The 22169-nt window shown below is 41.7% G+C and carries 20 protein-coding genes; 7 read left to right on the top strand and 13 right to left on the bottom strand.

Annotation, left to right across the window (positions count from 1 at the left end; genetic code table 11):
* Positions 1-100 precede the first annotated feature (100 nt).
* From DRW42_RS12915 to DRW42_RS12890, 6 genes are all read right to left on the bottom strand, one after another.
* Positions 101-1069, bottom strand: coding sequence for a zinc-dependent alcohol dehydrogenase family protein (locus DRW42_RS12915; RefSeq protein ID WP_113949243.1), 969 nt, complete (start codon positions 1067-1069; stop codon positions 101-103).
* Between the two features lie 54 nt (positions 1070-1123).
* A complete protein-coding gene (locus DRW42_RS12910; RefSeq protein ID WP_113949242.1) occupies positions 1124-1429 on the bottom strand; it encodes an ArsR/SmtB family transcription factor in 306 nt (101 codons plus the stop codon).
* A 196-nt stretch (positions 1430-1625) separates the two neighbouring features.
* Positions 1626-2966 carry a glycoside hydrolase family 99 protein gene (locus tag DRW42_RS12905; protein ID WP_113949241.1) on the bottom strand — a complete coding sequence of 447 codons (1341 nt, stop codon included), beginning with the start codon at positions 2964-2966 and terminating at the stop codon, positions 1626-1628.
* Positions 2967-3016: 50 nt separating this feature from the next.
* Complete coding sequence (locus DRW42_RS12900) at positions 3017-3700, bottom strand: DUF3823 domain-containing protein (RefSeq protein WP_113949240.1); 684 nt, start codon at positions 3698-3700, stop codon at positions 3017-3019.
* 6 nt (positions 3701-3706) lie between these two features.
* Positions 3707-5593 carry a RagB/SusD family nutrient uptake outer membrane protein gene (locus DRW42_RS12895; RefSeq protein WP_113949239.1) on the bottom strand — a complete coding sequence of 629 codons (1887 nt, stop codon included), beginning with the start codon at positions 5591-5593 and terminating at the stop codon, positions 3707-3709.
* 11 nt (positions 5594-5604) lie between these two features.
* The gene (locus DRW42_RS12890; RefSeq protein ID WP_113949238.1) at positions 5605-8709 is read right to left on the bottom strand and encodes a SusC/RagA family TonB-linked outer membrane protein; all 3105 of its coding nucleotides are present in this window, start codon (positions 8707-8709) and stop codon (positions 5605-5607) included.
* A 775-nt stretch (positions 8710-9484) separates the two neighbouring features.
* Here DRW42_RS12890 and DRW42_RS12885 point away from each other — a divergent pair.
* The gene (locus DRW42_RS12885; protein WP_208643556.1) at positions 9485-10972 is read left to right on the top strand and encodes a glycoside hydrolase family 99 protein; all 1488 of its coding nucleotides are present in this window, start codon (positions 9485-9487) and stop codon (positions 10970-10972) included.
* Between the two features lie 253 nt (positions 10973-11225).
* On the opposite strand, the gene DRW42_RS12880 is transcribed toward DRW42_RS12885, so the two are convergent.
* Both DRW42_RS12880 and DRW42_RS12875 read right to left on the bottom strand, forming a co-directional pair.
* Positions 11226-11810, bottom strand: a complete 585-nt coding sequence (locus DRW42_RS12880; RefSeq protein ID WP_113949237.1) for a TetR/AcrR family transcriptional regulator — start codon at positions 11808-11810, stop codon at positions 11226-11228.
* A 79-nt stretch (positions 11811-11889) separates the two neighbouring features.
* Positions 11890-12648, bottom strand: a complete 759-nt coding sequence (locus DRW42_RS12875) for a glucose 1-dehydrogenase (protein WP_113949236.1) — start codon at positions 12646-12648, stop codon at positions 11890-11892.
* Positions 12649-12904: 256 nt separating this feature from the next.
* Between DRW42_RS12875 and DRW42_RS12870 the strand changes: the two genes are divergently transcribed.
* From DRW42_RS12870 to DRW42_RS12860, 3 genes are all read left to right on the top strand, one after another.
* On the top strand, positions 12905-13474 hold the full coding sequence (locus tag DRW42_RS12870) for a Crp/Fnr family transcriptional regulator (RefSeq protein WP_113949235.1): 570 nt from the start codon (positions 12905-12907) through the stop codon (positions 13472-13474).
* A gap of 78 nt (positions 13475-13552) precedes the next feature.
* On the top strand, positions 13553-14416 hold the full coding sequence (locus DRW42_RS12865) for an SDR family oxidoreductase (RefSeq protein ID WP_113949397.1): 864 nt from the start codon (positions 13553-13555) through the stop codon (positions 14414-14416).
* 73 nt (positions 14417-14489) lie between these two features.
* Complete coding sequence (locus DRW42_RS12860) at positions 14490-14894, top strand: GlcG/HbpS family heme-binding protein (RefSeq protein ID WP_113949234.1); 405 nt, start codon at positions 14490-14492, stop codon at positions 14892-14894.
* A gap of 88 nt (positions 14895-14982) precedes the next feature.
* Here the strand turns inward: DRW42_RS12860 and DRW42_RS12855 are convergent, their stop codons facing one another.
* From DRW42_RS12855 to DRW42_RS12845, 3 genes are read right to left on the bottom strand one after another with little or no spacing between them, the layout of a single operon-like run.
* On the bottom strand, positions 14983-15372 hold the full coding sequence (locus tag DRW42_RS12855; protein WP_147243737.1) for a DUF4260 domain-containing protein: 390 nt from the start codon (positions 15370-15372) through the stop codon (positions 14983-14985).
* 44 nt (positions 15373-15416) lie between these two features.
* Positions 15417-15989: a Crp/Fnr family transcriptional regulator gene (locus tag DRW42_RS12850; protein ID WP_113949232.1), complete on the bottom strand. Its 573-nt coding sequence runs from the start codon at positions 15987-15989 to the stop codon at positions 15417-15419.
* 54 nt (positions 15990-16043) lie between these two features.
* Positions 16044-16496: a hypothetical protein gene (locus DRW42_RS12845; protein ID WP_147243736.1), complete on the bottom strand. Its 453-nt coding sequence runs from the start codon at positions 16494-16496 to the stop codon at positions 16044-16046.
* 314 nt (positions 16497-16810) lie between these two features.
* Between DRW42_RS12845 and DRW42_RS12840 the strand changes: the two genes are divergently transcribed.
* From DRW42_RS12840 to DRW42_RS12830, 3 genes are all read left to right on the top strand, one after another.
* On the top strand, positions 16811-17905 hold the full coding sequence (locus DRW42_RS12840) for a sensor histidine kinase (RefSeq protein WP_113949230.1): 1095 nt from the start codon (positions 16811-16813) through the stop codon (positions 17903-17905).
* The gene (locus DRW42_RS12835) at positions 17906-18673 is read left to right on the top strand and encodes a LytR/AlgR family response regulator transcription factor (protein WP_113949229.1); all 768 of its coding nucleotides are present in this window, start codon (positions 17906-17908) and stop codon (positions 18671-18673) included.
* A gap of 145 nt (positions 18674-18818) precedes the next feature.
* Complete coding sequence (locus DRW42_RS12830; RefSeq protein ID WP_113949228.1) at positions 18819-19649, top strand: hypothetical protein; 831 nt, start codon at positions 18819-18821, stop codon at positions 19647-19649.
* 64 nt (positions 19650-19713) lie between these two features.
* Here DRW42_RS12830 and DRW42_RS12825 read toward each other — a convergent pair whose 3' ends face one another.
* Positions 19714-19995 carry a hypothetical protein gene (locus DRW42_RS12825; RefSeq protein ID WP_113949227.1) on the bottom strand — a complete coding sequence of 94 codons (282 nt, stop codon included), beginning with the start codon at positions 19993-19995 and terminating at the stop codon, positions 19714-19716.
* 243 nt (positions 19996-20238) lie between these two features.
* The gene (locus tag DRW42_RS12820; RefSeq protein ID WP_113949226.1) at positions 20239-22101 is read right to left on the bottom strand and encodes a PAS domain-containing sensor histidine kinase; all 1863 of its coding nucleotides are present in this window, start codon (positions 22099-22101) and stop codon (positions 20239-20241) included.
* Positions 22102-22169: the final 68 nt, after the last annotated feature.

Here is a 22169-nt window from a genome sequence, read left to right as displayed (position 1 = left end):
GTAAGTGATGAATTCCTTATAATTCCCTTCTGCAAGGGCCTTGTTTGCCTTTATAAAAATGTTCCTGTTATCCATTATCTGATTTTTGTTTCATCATTTTTTAATCGCCTACCCGTATACCGATCTTTCCGTAAAAATTTTTATCACTATCCTTAAATTCAAGCAGACTGTGTGCTTTAGCGATCTCCTGCAACGGGAAAACCTTGGTTAATACCGGTTTTAGCTTTCCGGATTCGATCAGTCTGGTAAGTTCGTCCAGTTTATTCCTGTTCTGTCTGGTAAATACAAAATGGTAGGTAGCATTTTTTCCCCAGGCGTGGATCAGGTTCTGGGGTGTTTCAATATCAACCAATGTAACAACTTGTCCCATCTGGCTTAACACTTTTCCGCTTTCCGAGAGCGTGTTTCCACCTATTGTATCGATTACGACGTCTACGCCCCGGTTAGCTGTAAGCGCCAGTATTTTATCGATATAGTTTTCTTTTTCATAGTCGATGATATGGTCGGCTCCCAATTCTTTGAGAAATGCGTGGTGAACACTTCTCGCCGTGGTGTAAACTGTAGCACCCATTGCTTTTGCCAGTTGAATAGTGGGGATCCCTACACCGCCAGCGCCGCCATGTATCAAAACGGTTTGGTTGATTTTAAGTTGTGCCCTTGTGTAAAGCATTTCCCAGGCTGTACCTGCTGCCAAAGGGAATGTTGCGGCCTCGATATGGTTTATATTTTCAGGTTTTCTCGCGATGATGGATTCATTGGCACAGTGGTATTCTGCATAACTTCCCTGTCCTTTAAAAATTTCGGGAGTATAATACACTTCATCACCTGCCCTGAAATTTTTGACGCCCGTTCCGGTCTCTACAATCACGCCGGAAATATCGTGCCCGGTAATTACCGGAAGTTGAAGTTCATTTTTATAATCTCCCCGGCGAACCTGAAAATCCAGGGGGTTCACCGATGTGGCCATTACTTTTACCAGCACTTCACCAGGCCCGGGAGTTGGGATAGGGATTTCAAGTATTTCAAACTTATCAACCGGACCAAATCCGTTTAATACTGCTGCTTTCATTGTTTTTATGATTTAGTTATTTAGGTAAATTCCTAAATGTATTTTTAAATTTTTTTATAGTTTTTTGCTGATCAACTGGGCTAATTGCTGTATGGCCTTTTCATTGCGTTTATAATAAGTCCATTGGTCTTTTCTGGTTGCTATCAAAAGATTTGCTGCCGACATATTTTTAAGATAAACTGAAACCGTGGGAATGGACATTTTAGCCTTTTTGGCTATGTCGGAAACACATACACCCAGTGAGGCCTTATAGTCAATTAGTTCCTTGGCCGGAAAATAATCAAAGGGCTCTTTCAACCAGGTCAGGATATCTAAACGGGTTTGATTGGATAATGCTTTGATTACTTCAAGTATTTTCATGTCACAAATTTAGGTATTTACCTAAATACCTACAAGCCTGATTTTGAAATTGACACATTTATGTTAATTTTCCAGCAGCCGGGATGCCTGGATTACTATATAGTAATGTTTATGTTCAAAAATGAAATGGCCAGTACAATTAATCTGTACCGGCCATATCACTGTTCTAATTGGTCAAGCTACCAATAGCCATAACTTATGGTCTAATAGGTTTTACCGCAGAATAGTTTCCGGTATTGTGGAACCAGTTTGCAGCCTGACCTGTAAGCCAGAGGTAATAATCTGATTGCAAATTATTTTCGATACCGGTGAACTTCCCTGAGCCATTCAGCGGAACTTCATTTTCCCTCAGCGCCTTAAATATTGCAGTGCCTTCGTCAATCTCATCGAACATGGCTACATAAAGTGATTTTGCTCCCGATATTTTGGCTCCGGCAACCTGTTTCCATAAGAAGTTGCCTTGCCCGCGGGGTATCGAATTATAAACGGAAGGGTCTTTCTTAAGGTTCCCCCAGCTAAAGCCCGGAAATACCAGGGGAACATAGGTGATGTTGTTATTGGCACACCATTGGATATCTCCTGCCAGCACAGTTCCTGCAGTTTGGTTATAATTGTCTGCATTATATCTTCCAACTGCCCAGGGCATAATGATATCGGCCTGTTTAATAAGGGCATGCAGCAGGGGAGAATTCTCTGTATCGTTATTGAGTGTTCTCCAGTAATAAGGTACCCCCAACATAATCGATACTTTTTTCTCAGGCCCCTTCAGCCTGGATACGGTTTGTTGTACATCAGCAATGCTATACTTTCTATTATCGTTAAATCCGGTTCCCCAGATCGTTAACAATGGCTTTTTATTGTGCCTGATATATGTTGGATTTGCCACATTATCAAACAGCCTAAATTCCGCCTGTATTTCAGCCCAGTCCTTTTCCAGCGCTGCCATATCCTGCGAGGTACAGCCGCTAAGGTCATACATAACGCCTATAGCCCTGCTGTACTTTTTAGCTGCCTTAAGCGCGTTTGCCAGCACCTTGTTAAAGTGCCCTTTGCCTGCCGGATTGGAATCCTTTACCTCTACAACAAAGCGCTGCATAAAAACGCCGTCAATACCATAATCCTTCATCCATTTAAAATGAAGGTCAACACTTTCTTCGTCATAAGGGCTATAGAGATAAGCCGCATTGCCATTGGCGAAGCTGAAAGGACTGATATATTTTTTACTATATTCAGCCATATCCGGCCAAAAGTCTACCGCTGCACAGCCGGGCTGGAAGCCGCAATCATTGCGGTAATGGTACCAGCTACGGTTTGAGTCATCACCTTGTGCGGCAAACCATCCCTGATAGCCTGCCATTACCAGGTTATTATAAGAGGTGTACAAACATCCGGTCTCATCATAAACTATTTCTTTCACCGGAATCTGAGGTGGGCCCGGATCTCCACCGCCGTTAGCATTATCAGTGTCGCTTTTTGAGCAGGAAAAGCCAATCAACGCTAAAATGACAACTAAGATACCTGTTTTTTTCGTGATCATATATTTAGTTTTTTAGTGCTAACCTGTTAACAGGCTGGCAAACGGTTTTATCATATCGTTATACGTACTGCGGGTGCGTAATTTAATTTAGCCTCGCTTGCATCGATCAGTGCGCCGATCCGGAAATAATACTGGTTTCCTGGCTTGAGTACAGCGCTGTTTGAAGGAAGATCGATCTCCAGTGTATACACCTGATTTGCATCCGTAACCGCATTCAGTTCCCGTTCTGTAGCAGCCTGCCTCATAGGCTCGCCAACGCGGGAATCGACATGGGCGTACAAACCGATCTTTTTTACGTTGCTGATGATATTCTGCTGGATTTTGAAGGTAGCAACGATCTTGTTTCCAGTTTTGGTGATGCTGGCCTCTCTGATACGGATATAAGGCACAACTTTAAAATCAAGGGTCGACCCGGGGCTTATCTTAAACTCCTGTGGTTCTACAGCGATAAAGTTGCCCCTTACCGGTTGTATGGTATAGGTATTTGCAAATAGCATGCTGTTTTCGTAGGTGCCATCAGTTTTAACAACGAGGAACTGTGATGATACCGGGTCATAACCGTGCTCTTTGAGTTCAATTTGGGTACCGCGTATAATATCCTGCTGAACCAGTTCGTTGGTTTGTGCATCAATAAATTTTCCTGATAAACCTGCCGCAGGCTTCTCCAGATTGTCAAGTTTACAAGCAGAAAACGCAAGTGTTACTGCTAAAATATAGATATGGATCTTTTTCATGATTTTTTAATACTGTGGGTTCTGAACTAAACCATTTGTGCCAATCCCGGGTATGTACCTGTAATATGTTTTTGGTTCAAATGTTCTCGGGTTTGTATTGGGAACTACAACCCGTACAAAGATGTATTTTGTTGCCGGAAGCGCCCGAAGGTCCTGGAGCGGTAGGAGGGTATGCATGCTTCTGTTGTTAAACTCAGTATGGAATTCCCTTCTTCTGATCAGGTCCCAAAAGCGTTTGTTTTCGAAAGACAGTTCAACGCGCCTTTCCCGCTGCACATTCTCCACGGTAAGGGGTTCATTGGTGGTGTGTGCGGCGCGTTTTCGAATGTCGTTAAGCACCTTTGCGGCAAGCACTGCATCGCCGGTACCGCTTTCAACTACCGCCTCGGCATAATTCAATAGCACTTCTGCATACCTAAACTCCATGAAATCGGTAGTACTCTGATTCCAGCCTGCTACGACTGGTTTCTGCTGGTTGAGGAACTTTTTAAATGAAAAACCGGTTCTTGTATTATTGCCTCCATAGGTATCAAAACCCGAATATTGGGTAACACTGGCAGCGCCATAGGTGTGGAATGTATTGTTTCCGATTGTAATCTGGTCTTTTACCCTGATTACTGCCTCACCATTGGGCTTAACATAACCTGCCTGGATAATGATCGGGGTATTTTTCCACAATGTGCCAGGTAAAACTGCTGTTCCCCAAAGTCTGGCATCCTTGTTTGCAAAAATTGCATTTGGACTATCATACCTGATGTAGTTTTTAGTTGGACTATATCCATTGTAATCGCCGGTGATGCCGTCTGATGTGGTTACTATTGGTGCGCTTTTTCCCGGAGCATCATAACTCTCATAAGTATCAACCAAATCCAGTGTCGGATTCATCCTTCCCGGATGCGGCCATCCGTTTGCCAATTGGGCAGGTTGGTACCAGATATCGTAATTGTGGCCAAGGCTGGTACCGGGAAGGGCATATCCTTTCACAAATATGGCCTCTTCGGGCGCCGAATTAGGATTTTCGAACAATAGCCTGTAGTTCTCTGCCGCCTCAGCCGGGTTGGCTGGATTAGGCCTGAAAAGACTGTACTGGCCTGAGGCAATAACTGCCTGGGAAGCCTTAATACAAGCGTCATAATATCCTGCTGCGGTGGCAGCATCAAGCCCAACAAGTTTTTTGGTGACCGCATCGCCTGTTAATGGTGCCCTGCTGCCGAATTTGGCCAGTGATGCGGCATGAAGTGCTGCACGTGATTTGAGTGCATAAGCGGTAAACTTGTTTGCCCTTCTTCCTTTTTCAGTACCAAGGTTTTCAATCGCGACATCGCATTCCTGTAAAACGAAATCCCAGGTTTCTTTTTCTGTACTGCGAGGCACTTTCAATGATTCAGGAGAGCCATAGGGCTGTGATCCCTTGATCAACGGAACACCCCCATAACGTTTTGCCAGTGAAAAGTAGGCATAAGCCCTTATAAATGCACTTTCACCGATCAATGCTTTTTTTTCCGCCTCATTGATAGCCAGGGTCGGGATTACATCAATCATCAGGTTTACTTCCCGGATCAGTTTATATCCTTGTTCCCACCATTTAAAATCATCGTTTCCGATAAAATCACCAAATTCGGTATGCATGGCCTCATCGGTAACCATAGCCGGTGCAAAACCTCCATTGTTTGGATCTCCACCATTGAAATTTACCCCTTGTCTGAAAAAAGTAAAGTCCTCAATGGGTAACTGGTAATATAAGTTTGCCATATATACCTTTACGCCCTCCGGATCGCTGAAGAGTTGCTCAGGTTGCAATTTATCTGTTGGTTTAAGATCAAGTACCTTCTGGCAAGATGAAAGCAGAAAGGGCATCAAGACCATTAGTATAAATATTTTTTGATTTTTCATGATCGTGTCGTTTAAAAATTAAGATTTATACCGAAGTTGTAGGTTTTTGACAAAGGATAGTTTAAACCGGCGCTAAACAATCCTTCTGCTCTTTCAGGGTCAAATGCTTTAACAAAAGGATCTGTTATCGTGAGCAGGTTAAATGCACTGGCGTAAATCCTGAGTTTTTTTATCCCGGCCTTTGCAAAAAAAGATGGGCGGAAGGAGTAGCCCAGTTCCACACTTTTCAATCGAACGTATGAGGCATCTCTTCTCCATACCGAGCTTTCAGTGTAAATCCTTCCAACATCACCATTAAACCTGGAGGCCGGATATTTTCCCGGAATCCATGCGCTGTTGATATCATAGGGGTCGGAAAGTCTCCAGCGGTCAAAAAAGTATGCCGGTGTATTACCCCTAAAGGCGAGTATCTCACCATACACTTCGTTAAACCTTACCGTATACCTGCCTGAACCCTGTAGAAGCAAATTGAAATCGAAACCCTTGAAAGAGCCATTCAAAGTTAAACCGTAAAATAATTTAGGTGTTGATCCGTCAAACAGCGGAAGCATGTCGCGGTCATCGATTACACCATCATTATTGATATCCTGAAATTTATAATCTCCGGGAAGTTCGCGGATATTGGCCTGGTCTCCATTCTGCAGGGCGTGTTGTAAGATTTCTTCTTTATTTTGAAACTGGCCGGCGTAAGTGTAACCCCAGCTGATGTCTCTGTACCTGTAGGCTCTTTGGTTACGCCACTGGTCATAACTGTTGGTAAACGGGGCGCCCTCCACATACAAATCCATCTGTCTGGAATAATTGAAATTTCCGGAAATATTGTATTTAAATTCTCCGATTGAACCATTGTGGCCAAGTGAAAATTCTATACCACGTACCCTGTCGCTATTGAGGTTCTCAAAGGGGATTGTAGCACCAAAAGTGTTGGGCAGGGATACATTCCTGGTGGCGGCGATTCCTTTGGTATCCCTTTGATACACATCAAATTCGAAGGTAAGCTGGTTTTTCCAGAGCCCCAGTTCCAGGCCAAAGTCGATAAACTCTGATTTGGTCCAGCTTAGGTTCTCGTTCACAATCGGCGGGGCTGCAATCCCGGTGGTGAGGATATCATTCTGAAACTCGTAATTTCCTCCCCCTGTTGTGCCGAAACCTGGTACATACTGGAAAGGTGCTACCGAGTTCGCTGCGCCTGCGGTACCGAAAGAGGCTTTAAGTTTTAAATTGCTGATCAGGGGCAGCTTGTTTTTTATAAAATTTTCTTCTGAAACCCTCCAGGCCGCGCTTACTCCGGGGAAAAAACCCCATTTGTTTTTGTAGGCATAATTACCGTCCTGACGGAAAACAAAATCGATGAGGTATTTGCCTGCATAATCATAGTTAAACCTTCCTACGTATCCAAGATATGCACTCTGGCCCTCAAGGCCTGCGGCCTCAGGCGTTCTCAGACCGGCATAATTGAGCTGGTCTGTGGTATAAAAATCGTAATACCTCCTTGCCAGGGTGTTCCGGCTCCATCCCTGCTGTTGCTCTACAACCAGTGTTCCCCCCACATTGTGTTTTTTTGCAAATAACCTGCTATAGCTTACCTGGCCTTGCAGGGTAAGGTTGTTGTTATTGTCTATAACATTAGAAATGTTTCCTGTACCCACACGTTGCGGCTGTTTTACATAATTTCCATTGGCAAAGGTGTAGAGGTTATACGGTTTCGAAAGGTCCTTATTAGAATAGCCGTTCATGTCGTAAGATGCTGCAGCACGGATCTTCAAGCCCTCAACTCCGGGCACATTATAGTTTAATGCCACGGTCGACTGGACATTCCTGTTAACGTTTTCACTATATCCGGTGATATCCCGGTCTGCCAACACCACAGGGTTTTGGTTAGAGGGTGTAACAATCGAAGGATATGCTGTATTTCCGTTCACATAAGGCCTTTCAGTTGGTAGTGTTACGCGGGTACCCTTAAATATGTTAAAGAAATTTTCTCCTGGGGTAAATCTGTTGTCGTACCTGCCGGCAATAAATATTTCAGCCTTCAGGTTTTTGGTTAGTTGTGTGGTCAGGTTAGACCTCATGTTGTATTTGTAATATCCCATGTCACCGGTTTTAAGCAAACCGCTTTCGCGCTGGTAACCCAAACTGACAAAATATTGCGTTTTATCACCCCCGCCCGCTGCTGACACATTATGCTGTTGCTGTATTGCCGATTTTTTCATTACCTCGCTATACCAATCCGTACTTTCATAGCCCGGCGCTCCGGTTATATATTTATTGAGTTCTTCTCTTGGAATAAAAGGTGAACCTGTGCCCAAAAAGGCCGCATCGTTGCGCATTTGGATCCATTCGGCAGCATTGGCCATCCGGGGCACATCTGTCGGACTAGAAAAACCAACGAAGCTATTATAATTAAACGCAGCATCACCTTTGGCACCTTTTTTAGTCGTTACCAGCACCACGCCGTTTGAAGCCCGCAAACCGTAAATGGCCGCAGAACCATCTTTAAGAAAAGAAATGCTTTCGATATCTTCCGGATTGATTCGCTGAAATTCGCCGGCACCTTCTCTAGCCACCCCGTCTATAACGTACAACGGACTTCCGCCATAACCACGGATATTTATTGAATTATCAAATGTTCCAGGTTCTCCTCCGTTTTGCCTGATCTGAAGACCGGCCACCTTGCCCTGAATTTTCTGGGCCAGGCTGATGGCAGTGGTTGTCTGGATATCCCTGGCGGTAATATTACCTACTGATCCGGTGAGCGTTTCCTTTTTCTGTGATCCGTAGCCAATCACCACAACTTCATCCAGCTCGGATTGGCTGCTGGCAAGTACAACATTAATAACTGTTCTACCTGCAATTTTTTCGGTGTGGGCAGTCATTCCCACAAAACTGTAGCTAAGTTCCTGGCTATTTGCCGGAACTTTAATCAAATAGGCTCCCTGGTCATCTGTACTTACCGAGATTTTACCTGTGGGCGAATTTGAGGTAACAACAACGCCGGGTAGAATTTTCCCGTCGGAAGCATCAGTTACTTTTCCGCGGATCGTAACCATCTGCTGGGCAAGCAGATTGAACGGGAAAAGAAAAAATAGCAATAATAGGTATTTGGATTTTTTCATACTGGTTCTCTGTGATAGATTTATATTTGGTTTTTTTACCCTTTGGGTAGGCAATCAGGTACTTGCAGAGGTATCTAAGGCGGATGATTACGGTGAAACATATAATATCAGGTTAGGTTAATTGCACTGGGCGGTATCTTTAGAAAGTCATCCGTCCTGGGTTATTTATACAATTAAAGGCTGCCTGAACTAACAAAACCTTAACAAAACCTTAACGGGTGGGCATAATTTTATATAATCAGTAGTTTTTACCGATAAAATTGGATATGTGCAATAGGCTTTGCAATAAGAAATTTTTTGGGTAGCTAATGATCCAATCAGGTATTTATATTTCCGGTTGATCAGCACTGATTAGGTCAAATCCAGATTGGGATTGAATCCGTTTTTTTTGCATAAAAGCTATTTCATACCCATCGCTTTGCCTTAAAATCAATGATCTTATGCTAATCGAATAAGCCGTTAATGTTACCTAAGCAAGCCGACTGAAAATAATAAAGTACACTAAAAAGTTTAAGGTAAATGTCAGTTCTTCCCGGTTAAAACCTCTTGCTGGAAAATGGTATGGCTTAAAAGAAATTCATAGACTTTTTTTGATCCCGCTAGTCAGTCCGAATCTGTAATAAAAACAAGTGCACTGCATTTTTAATTTATTTTTTTGTTAAAGTCCAGTGGAAAAAAGGAATTGTGCTTATGCATTAATTTTTTTTTAAGATTTTTTTAATATTCTGAAATATGTTTGCCAACGTATCACTAACCAAATAACTCCAGCATCTTTATGTATAACAATTTGTCGCAGGTAAACATCGCAAACCCCCAATTTAATTCCAGGACTTTAAACTTAATAAGTGAAACTGATCCGGATAGAACCGGCTTAAAAATAAAGTCGAATCATCCCATCAATCAGCAGGGTAGTCCCGTGTGTAATTATTATGAGCCAGACCGGTTTGGCAAACAGTTTTTAAAAATATGTAAACCTTTGGCGGGCCCAGCTACGAAATTTTTAAGTGTATGCCTGATATTTTTGCTTTTTACCCCGCGTTATGGGAATGCTCAGCATAAGCACGATAAGCACACCCAATACCCGTCTTATAAAGGCCTGGTGATGGCTGGTTACCAGGGCTGGTTTAGGGCCGAAGGTGACGGGACAAATTCAAAAAGTTATTCCTATGGTGATGAGAAACGAAGCGGAATTGATATGTGGCCTGATGTAGGGGAATATCAGAAAACCTACGATACCCCGTGGAAGCTCAGTGATGGACAACTAGCTAAGTTTTTCAGTTCCCATGATAAAAGTACCACAGATCTTCATTTTAAGTGGATGAAGGAATATGGGGTGGACGGTGTGTTTATGCAAAGGTTTTTCAATGCTGCGAAAAGCAGGAATGAAAATGCTTCCGACATTCTTAAAAATGCTTTTGAAGCAGCCTCGAAATATGAAAGGGCGATTGGTATCATGTATGATCTTTCTGGCCTGAAGGCTTCAGGAGAAGATTGCTCTGCACTAATCGAGGACTGGAAATACCTGGTAGATCAACTTAAAGTAACAAACCAGACCGGAAAGAAGACATATATTCATCATAATGGCAAACCCCTTGTCGCCATTTGGGGGGTAGGGTTCCCTGACAGGCCCTATAATATGCGCAATATCGGTCTTGATAAGTTTATTGATTTTCTTAAAAATGATCCGGTATACGGTGGCTGCTCGGTAATGCTCGGCGTTCCGATGGCGTGGCGAACGCTCAATGCAGATTGCATTAATGACCCGTACCTGCATGAACTTATCAAGAAGAGCGATATCATATTGCCATGGTCTGTACAGCGTTATTCTCCATTGTTGCATAATGATATGGACCGGTTACGCGATAACACGATGGCAGATTTAAAATGGTGCCGTGATCACCATATCGATTATGTTCCGTGCATTTACCCAGGCTTTAGCTGGCATAACTTAAGTAAATATGAGTTTCCGGATGATATTAAACCTATAGGATCAATTCCAAGGCAGGGCGGACGCTTTTACTGGCAGCAGATCAGCACTGTGATCAATGCAGGTGCCACAATGCTGTACGTGGCCATGTTTGATGAGGTAAATGAGGCCACCGCAATATTTAAAGCAACAAATAATCCACCGGTAAGCAAAGCTACCTCGTTTATCACCCTGGACGACAAACCCTCAGACCATTATCTTTGGTTAACAGGAGAGGCTGCCAGAATGCTTAGGAATGAGAAACCGTTAAGCATAAAAATTCCTCAGCGGAAATAGGCTTGAAAACAATACTTTAAATAACTAGATTGGGGGATAAATAGGTGGAAGATTACCCGCACCTACGGGATCACTAAAATAACCAGGTAAATAAAAAATATTAAAATACTTCACAGATGGGGATATCTCAAAAGAGTCTGACCTGGAAAAGGAGTTTTTTTAGAAAAGGTGTTAGCAATAGCTTCAAGGCTTGATTGGAAGGATAAAACTCCGCGAACGAATGACAAATTCAACAAGTTCTGCACCTATCCAATCATGCTTTTAGGCTGGCGAGACAAACATTAACAATATCCTCAAACATTTTTTTGCTCGCATCAAACTTCATCGTTACCCTAAGTCCATTCAACGAATTAAAAATAAACCTCGATAATGACCTTGCGGAATGCGTTTTGGTGAAAACACCTTGTTGTTGCCCTTTTTCGATGGCTTTAGCTATTATATCCTCCGTGTCTTTCATGATATCGTTTGCAATGGCTGCCACATCACTATCAACTGTTCCCAGTTCCACGGCCGAATTTACCATGAAACAGCCCCATGACCGGGATTCGCTCAGCGCATCTTCTTTTACAGCCTCAAAAACAAATCTGATATAAGCTTCAATATCCTCAGCACTATTTATACCTTGAATTACCGGGTCGATTCTTTCCTTGCGGTATTGTTTCAAAGCCATTACAAAAAGCGAGTGCTTATCGCCATAAGTATCGTACAAACTAGACCGGCTAATACCCAGCCCGTCAACCAAATCCTGTGCAGATGTTGCATGATATCCCTTTTGCCAGAACAGGTTCATTGCCCGATCCAAGACTTCGGCCTCGTTAAATACCTTTGTGCGTGCCATAAAAAAACCTTTGTAAAATTTAACAATTTCACAAAGGTAAGTAATTTGGAATAATCGTTCCGTATTTGGTCAAAAAAAATTACAACCGCATAGGTACGTTGATGGAGGCACCACTATCAATGGTGATTTCACTGCCCGATATAAATGACGCTTCATCGGAGGCTAAAAAGACAATCAATCCGGATACTTCTTCAGCGGTTCCATAGCGCTTAAATGGCATCAAAGTTTTGATGTGTGTATGGATTTCATCGTTTGCAAAAGCACCCTTATGGATACCAGGGGTTTCTGTCAGTGCAGGTTCTACCACATTTACACGGATTTTTCTTCCTGCCAGTTCAAGTGCAGCATTTTTACTGTAAGCCACCAGCGCCGCCTTACTTGCTGAATAAATGGCATTACCGGCGTTGAACGAAAATGCTGAAACAGAGGCCAGGTGGATAACTGAGGCGCCATCAACCAAAAGTGGAACAAACTTCTCCGTAGTAAATACAGCGCCCTTAAAGTTGACGCCTGAAACGGTATCAAAAGTTTCTTCAGTGATTTGTCCGATCGGCTCAAACACTTCAACACCACCAGCATTTACCAACAGGATATCTACCTTTCCAAATAACGACTTTACCTGTGCTGCTAAATTTTCTGTATCCTTAACACTTGAGGCATCTGAACGTATGCCGATGGCATCATTACCTAATTCCTTAACGGCCTCATCAAGGGTTGATTGTTTACGGCCCGTGATAACTACTTTTGCACCTTGCGCAATAAATGCCTTGGCTGTAGCAAAACCAATCCCCGAAGTACCACCAGTTACAACGGCAATCTTATCTTTCAATTTACTCATTTTTCTTTTTTTTATTATTAATGGAATGAATGTTCCTTAAAGGTATAATATTTGGAACGAACATTCCGAATATTAAATGTCATCAAATTATCATTCTGTTTAATGCGTTGATTGTTAGTTTTTTATCTGGGATCTGAATATCTTAACCAGCGTTTTGAACTCTAAGAAGGTTAAATGGGTTAAATCTGCTTTTAGGATACGGCATTTTTTACCATATGGTAAATAGGTTTTCATTTATAAAGATGAAATTTGTAAAATGGAAGAATTTGTCAATTACATACTGCAATTCGGCAACCTGAATCCCCAGCAGATTGAACTTATCCTGAGTAAGGCCGAAACGCTGGAGTTACGCAAAGAGGAATATTTTTCGGAGGCTGGTAAAATCCCACGATATGTAGGTTTTCTTCTTAAAGGAGTAACCAGGTTTTGTTATTATAACAATAAAAGTGAAGAGATCACACATTCTTTTGTTGAGGAAAATAATTTTGTTTCCGACCAGCAAAAGTTTGAGATGCAAATGGTTGCTTCAGAATATATACAGGCGATAACAGACTGTCAGTTGCTGGTCTTTTCGAAAAAGAACTGGGATGAAATCGGTAACACGATTGTTGGCTGGAAAGAGATTGAGCACCTCATTGTCAAAAATTGTCTCCTTAAAGCAATAGAAAGGAGAAGTCCATTGGTATCAGAAGATGCAACAACCCGCTATCTTTCCTTTCTCGACCATTTTCCCGGACTTGTTAACCGTGTCCCGCTTTCTTACGTGGCATCCTATCTTGGTATTACCCAGCAGTCGCTAAGCAGAATAAGGAAAAATATCCGCTGAAGATGCTTTTTACCAAATGGTAAATGTTTTATGGTTCACTTGCCCAACCTTTGCATGGATCATTTAAACAATAAAAAGATGAGTAAAAAAATCGTATTAATAACAGGAACAAATAGTGGTTTTGGCTGGCTTACCGCACACAGTGTTGCGGCAGCAGGTCACACGGTTTATGCAACGATGAGGGATACTGCAAGTAAAAACGCAGATAAAGCAGTAGCATTATCGGCGGTTGATAATGTAACTGTTCTTGATGTTAGCCTTACCGATGAAAGCAGCGTTGAACAGGCTGTAAAAACCATTATCTCTAAAGAAGGCTCCATTGATGTACTGGTTAATAACGCCGGATTTTCCATGCATGGCGTAGCGGAAAGTTTTACCACTGAAGATGTACAGGCCATGTTTGATGTAAACGTTTTTGCACCCTGGAGATTTATCAGGCAGGTTTTACCAGCGATGCGTAAACAGCAGGAGGGCCTGATTATTAATGTAACCAGTGGATTTGGAAGGGTATCATTCCCCTTTGCAACAGTTTATGCCGCATCGAAGTTCGGTTTAGAAGGACTTAGTGAAGGTTTGCATTACGAAGTTAAACGTTTAGGAATAGATGTGGCGATTTTGGAGCCTGGTGCATTTCCAACTGAAATGTCGCAAAAAACAGTCTATGCTTCAGATCAGTCCGTGTTCGAAGGTTATGGTGCCATCGCTGATATTCCGAATAAAATGATGACTGCTCTGGGTGGGCTGATTCAGAGCCATCAAACCAATCCACAGGACGTTGCTGATGCAATTGTGAAATTAATAGCCACCGAAAAAGGTAAAAGACCGTTAAGAACAGTTGTTGATCCGATAACGGGTGAATACATAGATGCTGCCAACCAGGCTGTTGCAGAGCAGTTTGGCAAAGGCTTAACCTTATTCGGAATGGGAGAGCTTTTAGCATAATAAAAGGCCTTTAGAGAAGAACAATATTGCTTACGGGATGTTAATCAGATACATATAATCAATATTAAACACGATGGGCTTAACATTAGAAACAGTAGAAAAATTATCTTCGGCAGCCAAGGCCAAAGCAAAAGAGATCGGCGTAGCCATGAACATTGCGGTTGTTGATGAAGGCGCCAATTTAAAGGCATTTCACAGAATGGACAATGCCTGGCTCGGATCAATTGATATCTCCATTAAAAAAGCAAAAACAGCAAGGTTTTTTGATATGGATTCGGGTGAAATTGGTAAGCTTTCGCAACCCGGACAACCATTGTACAATATCGAGCATTCAAATGGCGGATTGATCACTTTCCCCGGTGGTGTGGTTTTAAAAGATGAAACCGGCCAGGTAATCGGGGCGATCGGAGTATCCGGCGGAACTGTTGATCAGGACCATCAGGTAGCAATTGCCGGTGCCGAGGCACTAAGATCATAAATTAAAATGGTCAGGGAACTTTCCCTGACCATTTTATATACCACAGCGCATCAGAACCATAATAAAATCCTGTTAACCATGCCGGCGGTTAACCCATTTGTTCAGGAGTGGTTTCTTTACCGGCTTTTCCCATCCAGCCCAGGTGTGTATGCCTGAAATTATCATCATATTTCAATCCGTAACCCATCATCCTGTCGAAAGACGAATGTGCGAACAACAGAATCCCTACAGACAGGAAAATATCTTTTGAAGTAAGCAATCCAATACCAGCCAGGGCAAGGCCAACAGCACGGTGATGAACCAGGTTGTAAAAAACAGCACCTAACCGCGTGCCACCAACATAGCCTAACATCGCAATATCGGGAGCGAAAAAAAGTGGGATCCATACCCAGAAAGACAGGCCTAAATTATACCTGGTTAAAAAATATACCGAAATAACGGTAATGGCAGCTTCTTCGATTTTAATTAGTGACTTCATAATCCAAAAGTAGGATCTGTTACCACCTTCCGGCTTGATAAAAATCAAGAAATTAACTTGCGTCTGATGCGGCTAAGCGTTTCGGGAGTCATGCCAAGCATCGATGCCAAGTATTGTAACGGAACCTGATTAAACAATTCGCGGTTATAGCTGAAAAGCTGTTTGTAACGTTCTTCAGCAGAAAGTGATATCAGGTCGAAAACCCTTTTTTCCATGGTCACAAAACACCGGCTGATGAATAGTTTTTCAATTTCGGACCACTTTGGCACCAAATTCCCCAGGGTTTCATAATGCTTACGATCAATGGTGAATATTTTACAGGTAGTTAGCGCCCTTATATTAAATGTACAGGTGCTTTTAAGCATAAACGCTGAGACATCGGTAAGGAAAGATCCGTTTACTGCTATCCATTGGGTAATTTCCCTCCCCGATGGATGATCGGCATAAAGCCTGAAAATCCCATCCTGTACAAAGCTCATTTTATCGCATGGCCTGCCCGTTTGGCACCAAAAAGCATTCTTTTTTATTGTTTCACTTTTAAACAGTCCGGCTATTGTTTTACAATCCTCCGGACTGACCATGAAATAATCCCTGATAGAATTTTCTAATTCCTGCATATCAATCGTTTCTTAAAATCAGGGGACGAATTTGCCCATTTTTTTGCATTAATTCTATAAGGCTTTTTTATAAGTGAGGTGAAAATCGTGCTCCCAGTTTTTCCCATCTACAGACTTTTCCCAATATCCCGAGATGATGTTTTTATCCTGGCTGATTTCGCCAGTAAAGCGTTGTAAAAATTGAGGGCCATTGCGCCACATTTTCCATATCCTGTTTTCAAAACTCATTTCATATACCCGGGATGATTGCTGATCATCAATGTACAGTACGGTATAGTGTTGTGCATCTTTATCATGACCAATAAACCATATTGCCCATGGTGTTTCCTTATTTTTTGTGCCTTGGCGTAAGATTAAAAATTCTCCTTCTTCAAACCATTCAAAAGATGCCCCTACTTTAATAATTGCATTGGCATCGGGTAAGAAAGATGCATTTGATATTTCCATTTCCCAGTTGCCGATAAATTGCTTTAACTCTTGTAATGCCGGATTGATGTTGTTTTTCATTGGACGATAAGTTGATAATTGTTTATAGTTATTTTCTCCTGTTGATTTTTTATTCAAAGATTCGTTCAGCTGAATCGATCTCTATACAAAGATCGGGAACTAATATCTTGTGATGTAGCGTGCGAAATAGTCTATATTAGGGGGTTATTACGTCAAAATTCTTCGCATGGTAAATTTGATTGGACTTAGCAACAAGAAGCATTTCAACTTAAATACACAATTTAATTTCCAGCAGGTTTTTTGTTCAGCTGTGTAACAATTTTTTAAAAAAAATAACTAAATGGATGTAAAACAATTTGCATTCAAATCATTTTATGACGGGTGAAGAAAATATAGCAAGCAAAAGAGATAGAAAAAGAAAGATCATCCTGTTATTAACTTTTACTTTTGTAAGTTCTTATGCAATTGTATTCATCATATTTCCTTATGCTTATTGGAAAGTTTCTTTCGGTAAATCTGTTTCAGAAATCATCATAAATGCCTTAAGTAATCTTGTATTCTGCGGCATTCTTTTGGCAATAAGCCTATACATAGATGAAATTTTAAACAAAAAAATACCCTGGATGGTACACCCGTTTAAACGCCTGATTACCCAATCTTTATATCAGATTGCGGGAGTTTTATTGCTGATCACCTGCTGGGCTACAATTTATTTTCTGTTTGGAAATGCGGCGGGCACACCATCTTCGCAAATTGGTTTAAGACAGGGTTTATACAGCATTATTGCATTAATATTGTGGGCGCTTATGGTGAGTACACTGAATACAGGCGATTTTTTACTGACGAATTGGAAGATTGCAACTTCAAAAGCAGCGGAGTTCGAGATTAAGGCTGCTCAAAACAAACAATTGGCCGCCGAAGTTGAGTTACAGGCCCTTAAATTGCAGCTCGACCCTCATTTTGTTTTTAATAACTTAAGTGCACTTTCTGAATTGATTTTGAAAGATCAGCAGTTAGGATATGAATATGCAGAGAACTTTGCTAAAGTTTACCGGTATTTGCTCGTTAATTCTAAAAAGAAGCTGATTACATTAAGTGAAGAGTTGAAATTTCTCGATGCCTACCTTTTTTTGATAAAAAAGCGGATGGGAGAGGGCTTTGTTTTTGAAATCAACATCGATAAATCAAAGCTTGAAAGGCTGATCGCTCCGGTTACGCTTCAATTGCTGATTGAAAATGCGCTAAGGCATAACCGTACGATGGAAGATCATCCATTGCACATCAGTATTCATGTAAATGAAGACGACGAGGTAATCGTTACCAATACGATATTGCCCCTGATCAATAAAGCCCGCTCCACAGGTATGGGGTTAAAAAATATCATGAGCCGGTATGCTTTAATCGGTGATCAAAAGCCAGTTGTTATTGAAATCGCTGAAACTTTCTCCGTAAAAATCCCTCTTAATTAAATGAATGTGATTAAAAAGATATTGATCCTGGAAGATGAGAAACCCAACGCTGAAAGAATACAAAGATTGGTTCTGGAGGTGAGGCCGAATGCTCAGATTGTAGGTATTATTCCCGGTGTAGAAAAAGCGGTAAACTGGCTTTCGAAGAACGACAGTCCTGATCTGATCCTGATGGATATAAAACTTGCTGATGGTCTGAGTTTCGAGATATTTAAGCTCACAGAAGTAAAATGCCCAGTCATATTTACCACAGCGTATGATGAATACGCGGTAAAGGCATTCAAATATAACAGTATTGATTACCTGCTGAAGCCCGTTGAAAAAGATGAGCTGGAAGCTGCCTTAACCAAATATGAAAGTGTAACCCAGCAGGTAATCTCCTCGCAGGTACTATTAGAAAGCGTATTGGCCCAACTGCAACCGAAAGAATACCGCAGGCGTTTTCTGCTTTCATACCGCGATACTTATAAAAGAATCAATGTAGCAGATATTGCCTTTTTTTATTCAAACCTGAACATTAGTTACGCTAATTTATATAGCGGAGAGCAAATGGCAGTACCCCAAACAATGGAAATCCTCGAACAGGAGCTGGAGCCTAAAAGTTTTTTCAGAATAAACAGACAGTACATTGTGCATATTGATTCTATTGAACAGGTTCATAATTTTTTTAATGGTAAACTGCGGCTTAAGATCAAAAATTGTGATGATCCGGATATTATTGTTAGCCGGACGAAGGCTCCGATGCTGAAGATATGGTTAGATTCTTAATCAAAAGCTATAGTTTAGAAACAACCTACGCAATTCAACAAGTCTAACTGACGACTGACTAACCATTTTAAACACTTCACTTAACTATTAGCTCAAAGAAACTTTATCCGGGCATAATTTTGCATCATTATAATAATATAAAAAAATGAATAAAATAAAAGTTGTATCCGTAACCGGTTCAGAAGTTGATGCGAAAAAATCAAAAATTCAGCGCCTAGCTGCCCCAATTAAAGCTTTAATGAGTGCAATTGTACAGAAATTTAAAAATACCAAACCGGTGTCAGGTTCGGGAAAAACGGCCTTGCTGGCGGCTTTTCTCGTGGCGATTTCAACGCTTAGTGTTTCTGCCCAGAAAACAGGCGTATTGAGTGTTTTGTCTAAATATAATATTGACGCTGCCATCCTCGACCCCAATAATTTTGCGCAGCCTGATGATTATAGTTTTGATTTAAAACAATCTACGTCAGCCGCCGGAAAAGGCAAAACCATTGAAGCTAAATTTGACCCATCAGCCACAGCTAATGAGCAGTGGACAGTGGTTTCGGTAGATGGAAAATCTCCCTCCAAAGGCGATATTAATGAGTTCAGGAAAAACCAAAGCAAGCCGTCGCAATCTAAATCAGATGATTCGAGTTTCAGGATCGAGAAAGAAACGCCTGATTATCTGGTAATCAGCAGTAAAATTGATGCAGCTACTGCTCCAAAGGATGCCGCATTTATGAAAGATTGCCGGTCTTTAATCACTGTAAACCTTAAAACAAAACGGGTAGAGCAGATACAGACCCTTAATGAGAAACCTGTTAAAATTAAAATTTTAAGCGTCGATAAACTAAATATCGTTACAAAATACAGGTGGGATGAACAGGCAAAACGTTACTTCACAATCAACCAGAATCTGGATATGCAAGGCAAATTCTTAGGTCAGTCTGTACCTGTACAAACTATCTCTGAGTATTCAAACTATGTTAAAAGGTAATTGCCAGGAAAAAAAATGATTTCGATAAACGCATAAGTCATCATGATTTATGCGTTTATCAACTTTAATGATATTCGAACATCAGTTTGTTATTTTCTGCGTATAGATATGTAGTGCCGTTGCCCAGATGGTTATGGATCGGGTATCTGCTGTCCATTTTTGTTAGCGATGCAATTAAGGTTTTGCTAACCATCTGTAGCCGGTGTTTCAATACCGTTCTTTTTGCCTCCAGGTCTGTTATTTCTACCTCATTGATTGAGGCATCAATATCATGACCGATATTGTGGATTTTATTTAAAAGATCTAGGTATTGATTAAATTGTTCCTGAATAGTGTAAGTGCTCATAATAGCGATAAACGGGAAAACCCCTAAAAAAGTTTTTCGTCCCGAGGTTTTATCTGCAAATCATGGTCAATCTAAAAATGATTTGCACCAATCTTTTTAAGTGAAATAATCTTAAAAAAACCGCTATAAAGGATAAACAGCACAATTCTCCTTAATATTTACCTGTAAAAAGGCTATTTGCAAACGTGTGGAGCAATTCTTCTCCATCCCTCGTAAATTTTAGCCAGGCTGCAACATTATGTCTTACTCTTCTTTTGGCAGTAAGAAAGTGAAGGTAGAGCCGCTCCCGGGCTCGCTTTCGAGGCTAAGTTTTCCTCCATGGAGCTCAATAATGGAATTTGCAAGATACAGGCCTATTCCAAAACCCGAAAACTGGTATTTTCCCTTTCCTTCTACGCGGTAAAAACGTTCAAATATTTTTTTATGATCTTTTTCGCTGATCCCGATTCCCTGGTCGGTAATGCTCACACTGATTCCATCGCTGTTTTGAGACGTGGTAATTTTTACCGGACTGTCAGCAGGAGAATATTTTATTGCGTTTGAAATCAGGTTGATGAGTACCTGTGCAATTTTATCGCGGTCTGCCGCTACCGTAAAATTTCCCTGCTCCGAAAACATAAGCTCCCGTTCCGGATTAGTCATTTTAAAATCGCCGGCTACTTCGTTGATTAAGGCATCCAGGTCGACAGGTTTTTTATTGAGGTGCAGGTGTCCGGTTTCTATGCGGGTCAGATCAAGCATGTCCGATACGAGGGCGGTAAGCTGCATCACCAGACGATCCAGGCGGTCCAGTCCTCCCGAAATTTTTTCCCGCTGGAAACTATCTTTCCCAATTTCCCGTTTCATGAGCTGGATGTAGCCTTTGATGGAGGTTACCGGGGTTTTAATTTCGTGGGAGAGCAGGCTTACAAAATCTGCCTTCCGCTGTTCTTCTTCTTTGATTTTTTGAATATCAGTGGTGGAGCCTACCCACATCTGGATTTTTCCCTCCTCATCTAAAATAGGAGAAGCAATGTTCAGGTGCCAGATGTACCTGCCTTCGGTATTTTTGAACCGCATTTCCGACACGAATGGTATACCGGTTTTTGCAGCCTCTCCCAGACCATCCTGAAAAGCCTGGATTTCTTCGGGGTGCATCATTTGATGATAACCAAAATCCCTCAGTTCCTCAAAACCCATTCCGGCGAAATCAAGCCAGTGCTGATTGAAGAAGGTTACTTCGCCAGAGGGAAGTGCATTGGAAATTTTTGCCGGTACCAGATCGGCCAGATGGCGGAAATGTTTCTCACGTTCTTCAACCTTTTTTCTGGCAATAACCTGTTCGGTTACCTCAAATACAAAATTAAATACCCCGTCAATCTGGTTATCCAGGTTGCGTCTGGGTACATAATTAAAGGTAAAGTAACGGTCTATAGTTGGTCCGCCTTCATAATCTGCAATCGGTACATGCAGTTCATGAACTTCAAAAGGTGTTCCATAATGGTAGGTATCCAGCATGGAATCGATCAGTGGTGCACCCTTTAATTCTGGTACAGCTTCGAGAATTGGCCTTCCCAACAGGTTTCTTCCAGCAAGGATCCGCTGGTAGGCTGGATTTACCATTTCGTAAACAAGATCGGGGCCTGTCCATAGGCAGATGCCGGCAGGGGCTTCCATAAATACTTCGTAAAGCCTGTTGCGCTCTTTTTCTAAAAGCGCATTATCACGGTCAACTTTCTTACGTGCATTCACCTGCAAGGTATTTTCCAATACCCAAACCGCTATTTTGGTCGCCTTATCATGCTCGTCTTTAACCGGTGCATATACAAAAGTTACAACAATATGTTCTGCTTGGCCATTCCGGATCAGTGTTACTTCCGCCTCATCGGCATGATAAGGCTGCAGTGTTTTTGCCACGTTTTCAAGCGCTGCCTGGTACAGGTGCTTTACCTCCCTGAAAGCATCCCAGTACCATTTATCAATGATATCGGCTTTGGGCTTTCGGGCAATTTCCAAAAATTTATCATTAACCATTTCTGCTACAAAGGTTTGCGCATCAAGAATGCAGATGCCGATAGGGGCACACTCTACCAAAATTTTTAACTGCGCATTGTCCTTAATATCCATAAGCTCGGGCTAATTCTTCAAAGCTAAAAAATAAATGGTTGTTTAAGAATATCATGGCTTCAACGCAT

Source organism: Pedobacter miscanthi, assembly GCF_003315595.1.
In the GTDB taxonomy this organism is placed as follows: domain Bacteria; phylum Bacteroidota; class Bacteroidia; order Sphingobacteriales; family Sphingobacteriaceae; genus Pedobacter; species Pedobacter miscanthi.
Note: the sequence above shows the minus strand (reverse complement) of the source record. Positions and strands in the feature narration are given on the sequence as shown.

Coding starts and splice junctions, on each gene's coding strand:
- DRW42_RS12915 (WP_113949243.1), bottom strand. CDS start 1,069: ATGAAAGCAGCAGTATTAAACGGATTTGGTCCGGTTGATAAGTTTGAA.
- DRW42_RS12910 (WP_113949242.1), bottom strand. CDS start 1,429: ATGAAAATACTTGAAGTAATCAAAGCATTATCCAATCAAACCCGTTTA.
- DRW42_RS12905 (WP_113949241.1), bottom strand. CDS start 2,966: ATGATCACGAAAAAAACAGGTATCTTAGTTGTCATTTTAGCGTTGATT.
- DRW42_RS12900 (WP_113949240.1), bottom strand. CDS start 3,700: ATGAAAAAGATCCATATCTATATTTTAGCAGTAACACTTGCGTTTTCT.
- DRW42_RS12895 (WP_113949239.1), bottom strand. CDS start 5,593: ATGAAAAATCAAAAAATATTTATACTAATGGTCTTGATGCCCTTTCTG.
- DRW42_RS12890 (WP_113949238.1), bottom strand. CDS start 8,709: ATGAAAAAATCCAAATACCTATTATTGCTATTTTTTCTTTTCCCGTTC.
- DRW42_RS12885 (WP_208643556.1), top strand. CDS start 9,485: ATGTATAACAATTTGTCGCAGGTAAACATCGCAAACCCCCAATTTAAT.
- DRW42_RS12880 (WP_113949237.1), bottom strand. CDS start 11,810: ATGGCACGCACAAAGGTATTTAACGAGGCCGAAGTCTTGGATCGGGCA.
- DRW42_RS12875 (WP_113949236.1), bottom strand. CDS start 12,648: ATGAGTAAATTGAAAGATAAGATTGCCGTTGTAACTGGTGGTACTTCG.
- DRW42_RS12870 (WP_113949235.1), top strand. CDS start 12,905: ATGGAAGAATTTGTCAATTACATACTGCAATTCGGCAACCTGAATCCC.
- DRW42_RS12865 (WP_113949397.1), top strand. CDS start 13,553: ATGAGTAAAAAAATCGTATTAATAACAGGAACAAATAGTGGTTTTGGC.
- DRW42_RS12860 (WP_113949234.1), top strand. CDS start 14,490: ATGGGCTTAACATTAGAAACAGTAGAAAAATTATCTTCGGCAGCCAAG.
- DRW42_RS12855 (WP_147243737.1), bottom strand. CDS start 15,372: ATGAAGTCACTAATTAAAATCGAAGAAGCTGCCATTACCGTTATTTCG.
- DRW42_RS12850 (WP_113949232.1), bottom strand. CDS start 15,989: ATGCAGGAATTAGAAAATTCTATCAGGGATTATTTCATGGTCAGTCCG.
- DRW42_RS12845 (WP_147243736.1), bottom strand. CDS start 16,496: ATGAAAAACAACATCAATCCGGCATTACAAGAGTTAAAGCAATTTATC.
- DRW42_RS12840 (WP_113949230.1), top strand. CDS start 16,811: ATGACGGGTGAAGAAAATATAGCAAGCAAAAGAGATAGAAAAAGAAAG.
- DRW42_RS12835 (WP_113949229.1), top strand. CDS start 17,906: ATGAATGTGATTAAAAAGATATTGATCCTGGAAGATGAGAAACCCAAC.
- DRW42_RS12830 (WP_113949228.1), top strand. CDS start 18,819: ATGAATAAAATAAAAGTTGTATCCGTAACCGGTTCAGAAGTTGATGCG.
- DRW42_RS12825 (WP_113949227.1), bottom strand. CDS start 19,995: ATGAGCACTTACACTATTCAGGAACAATTTAATCAATACCTAGATCTT.
- DRW42_RS12820 (WP_113949226.1), bottom strand. CDS start 22,101: ATGGATATTAAGGACAATGCGCAGTTAAAAATTTTGGTAGAGTGTGCC.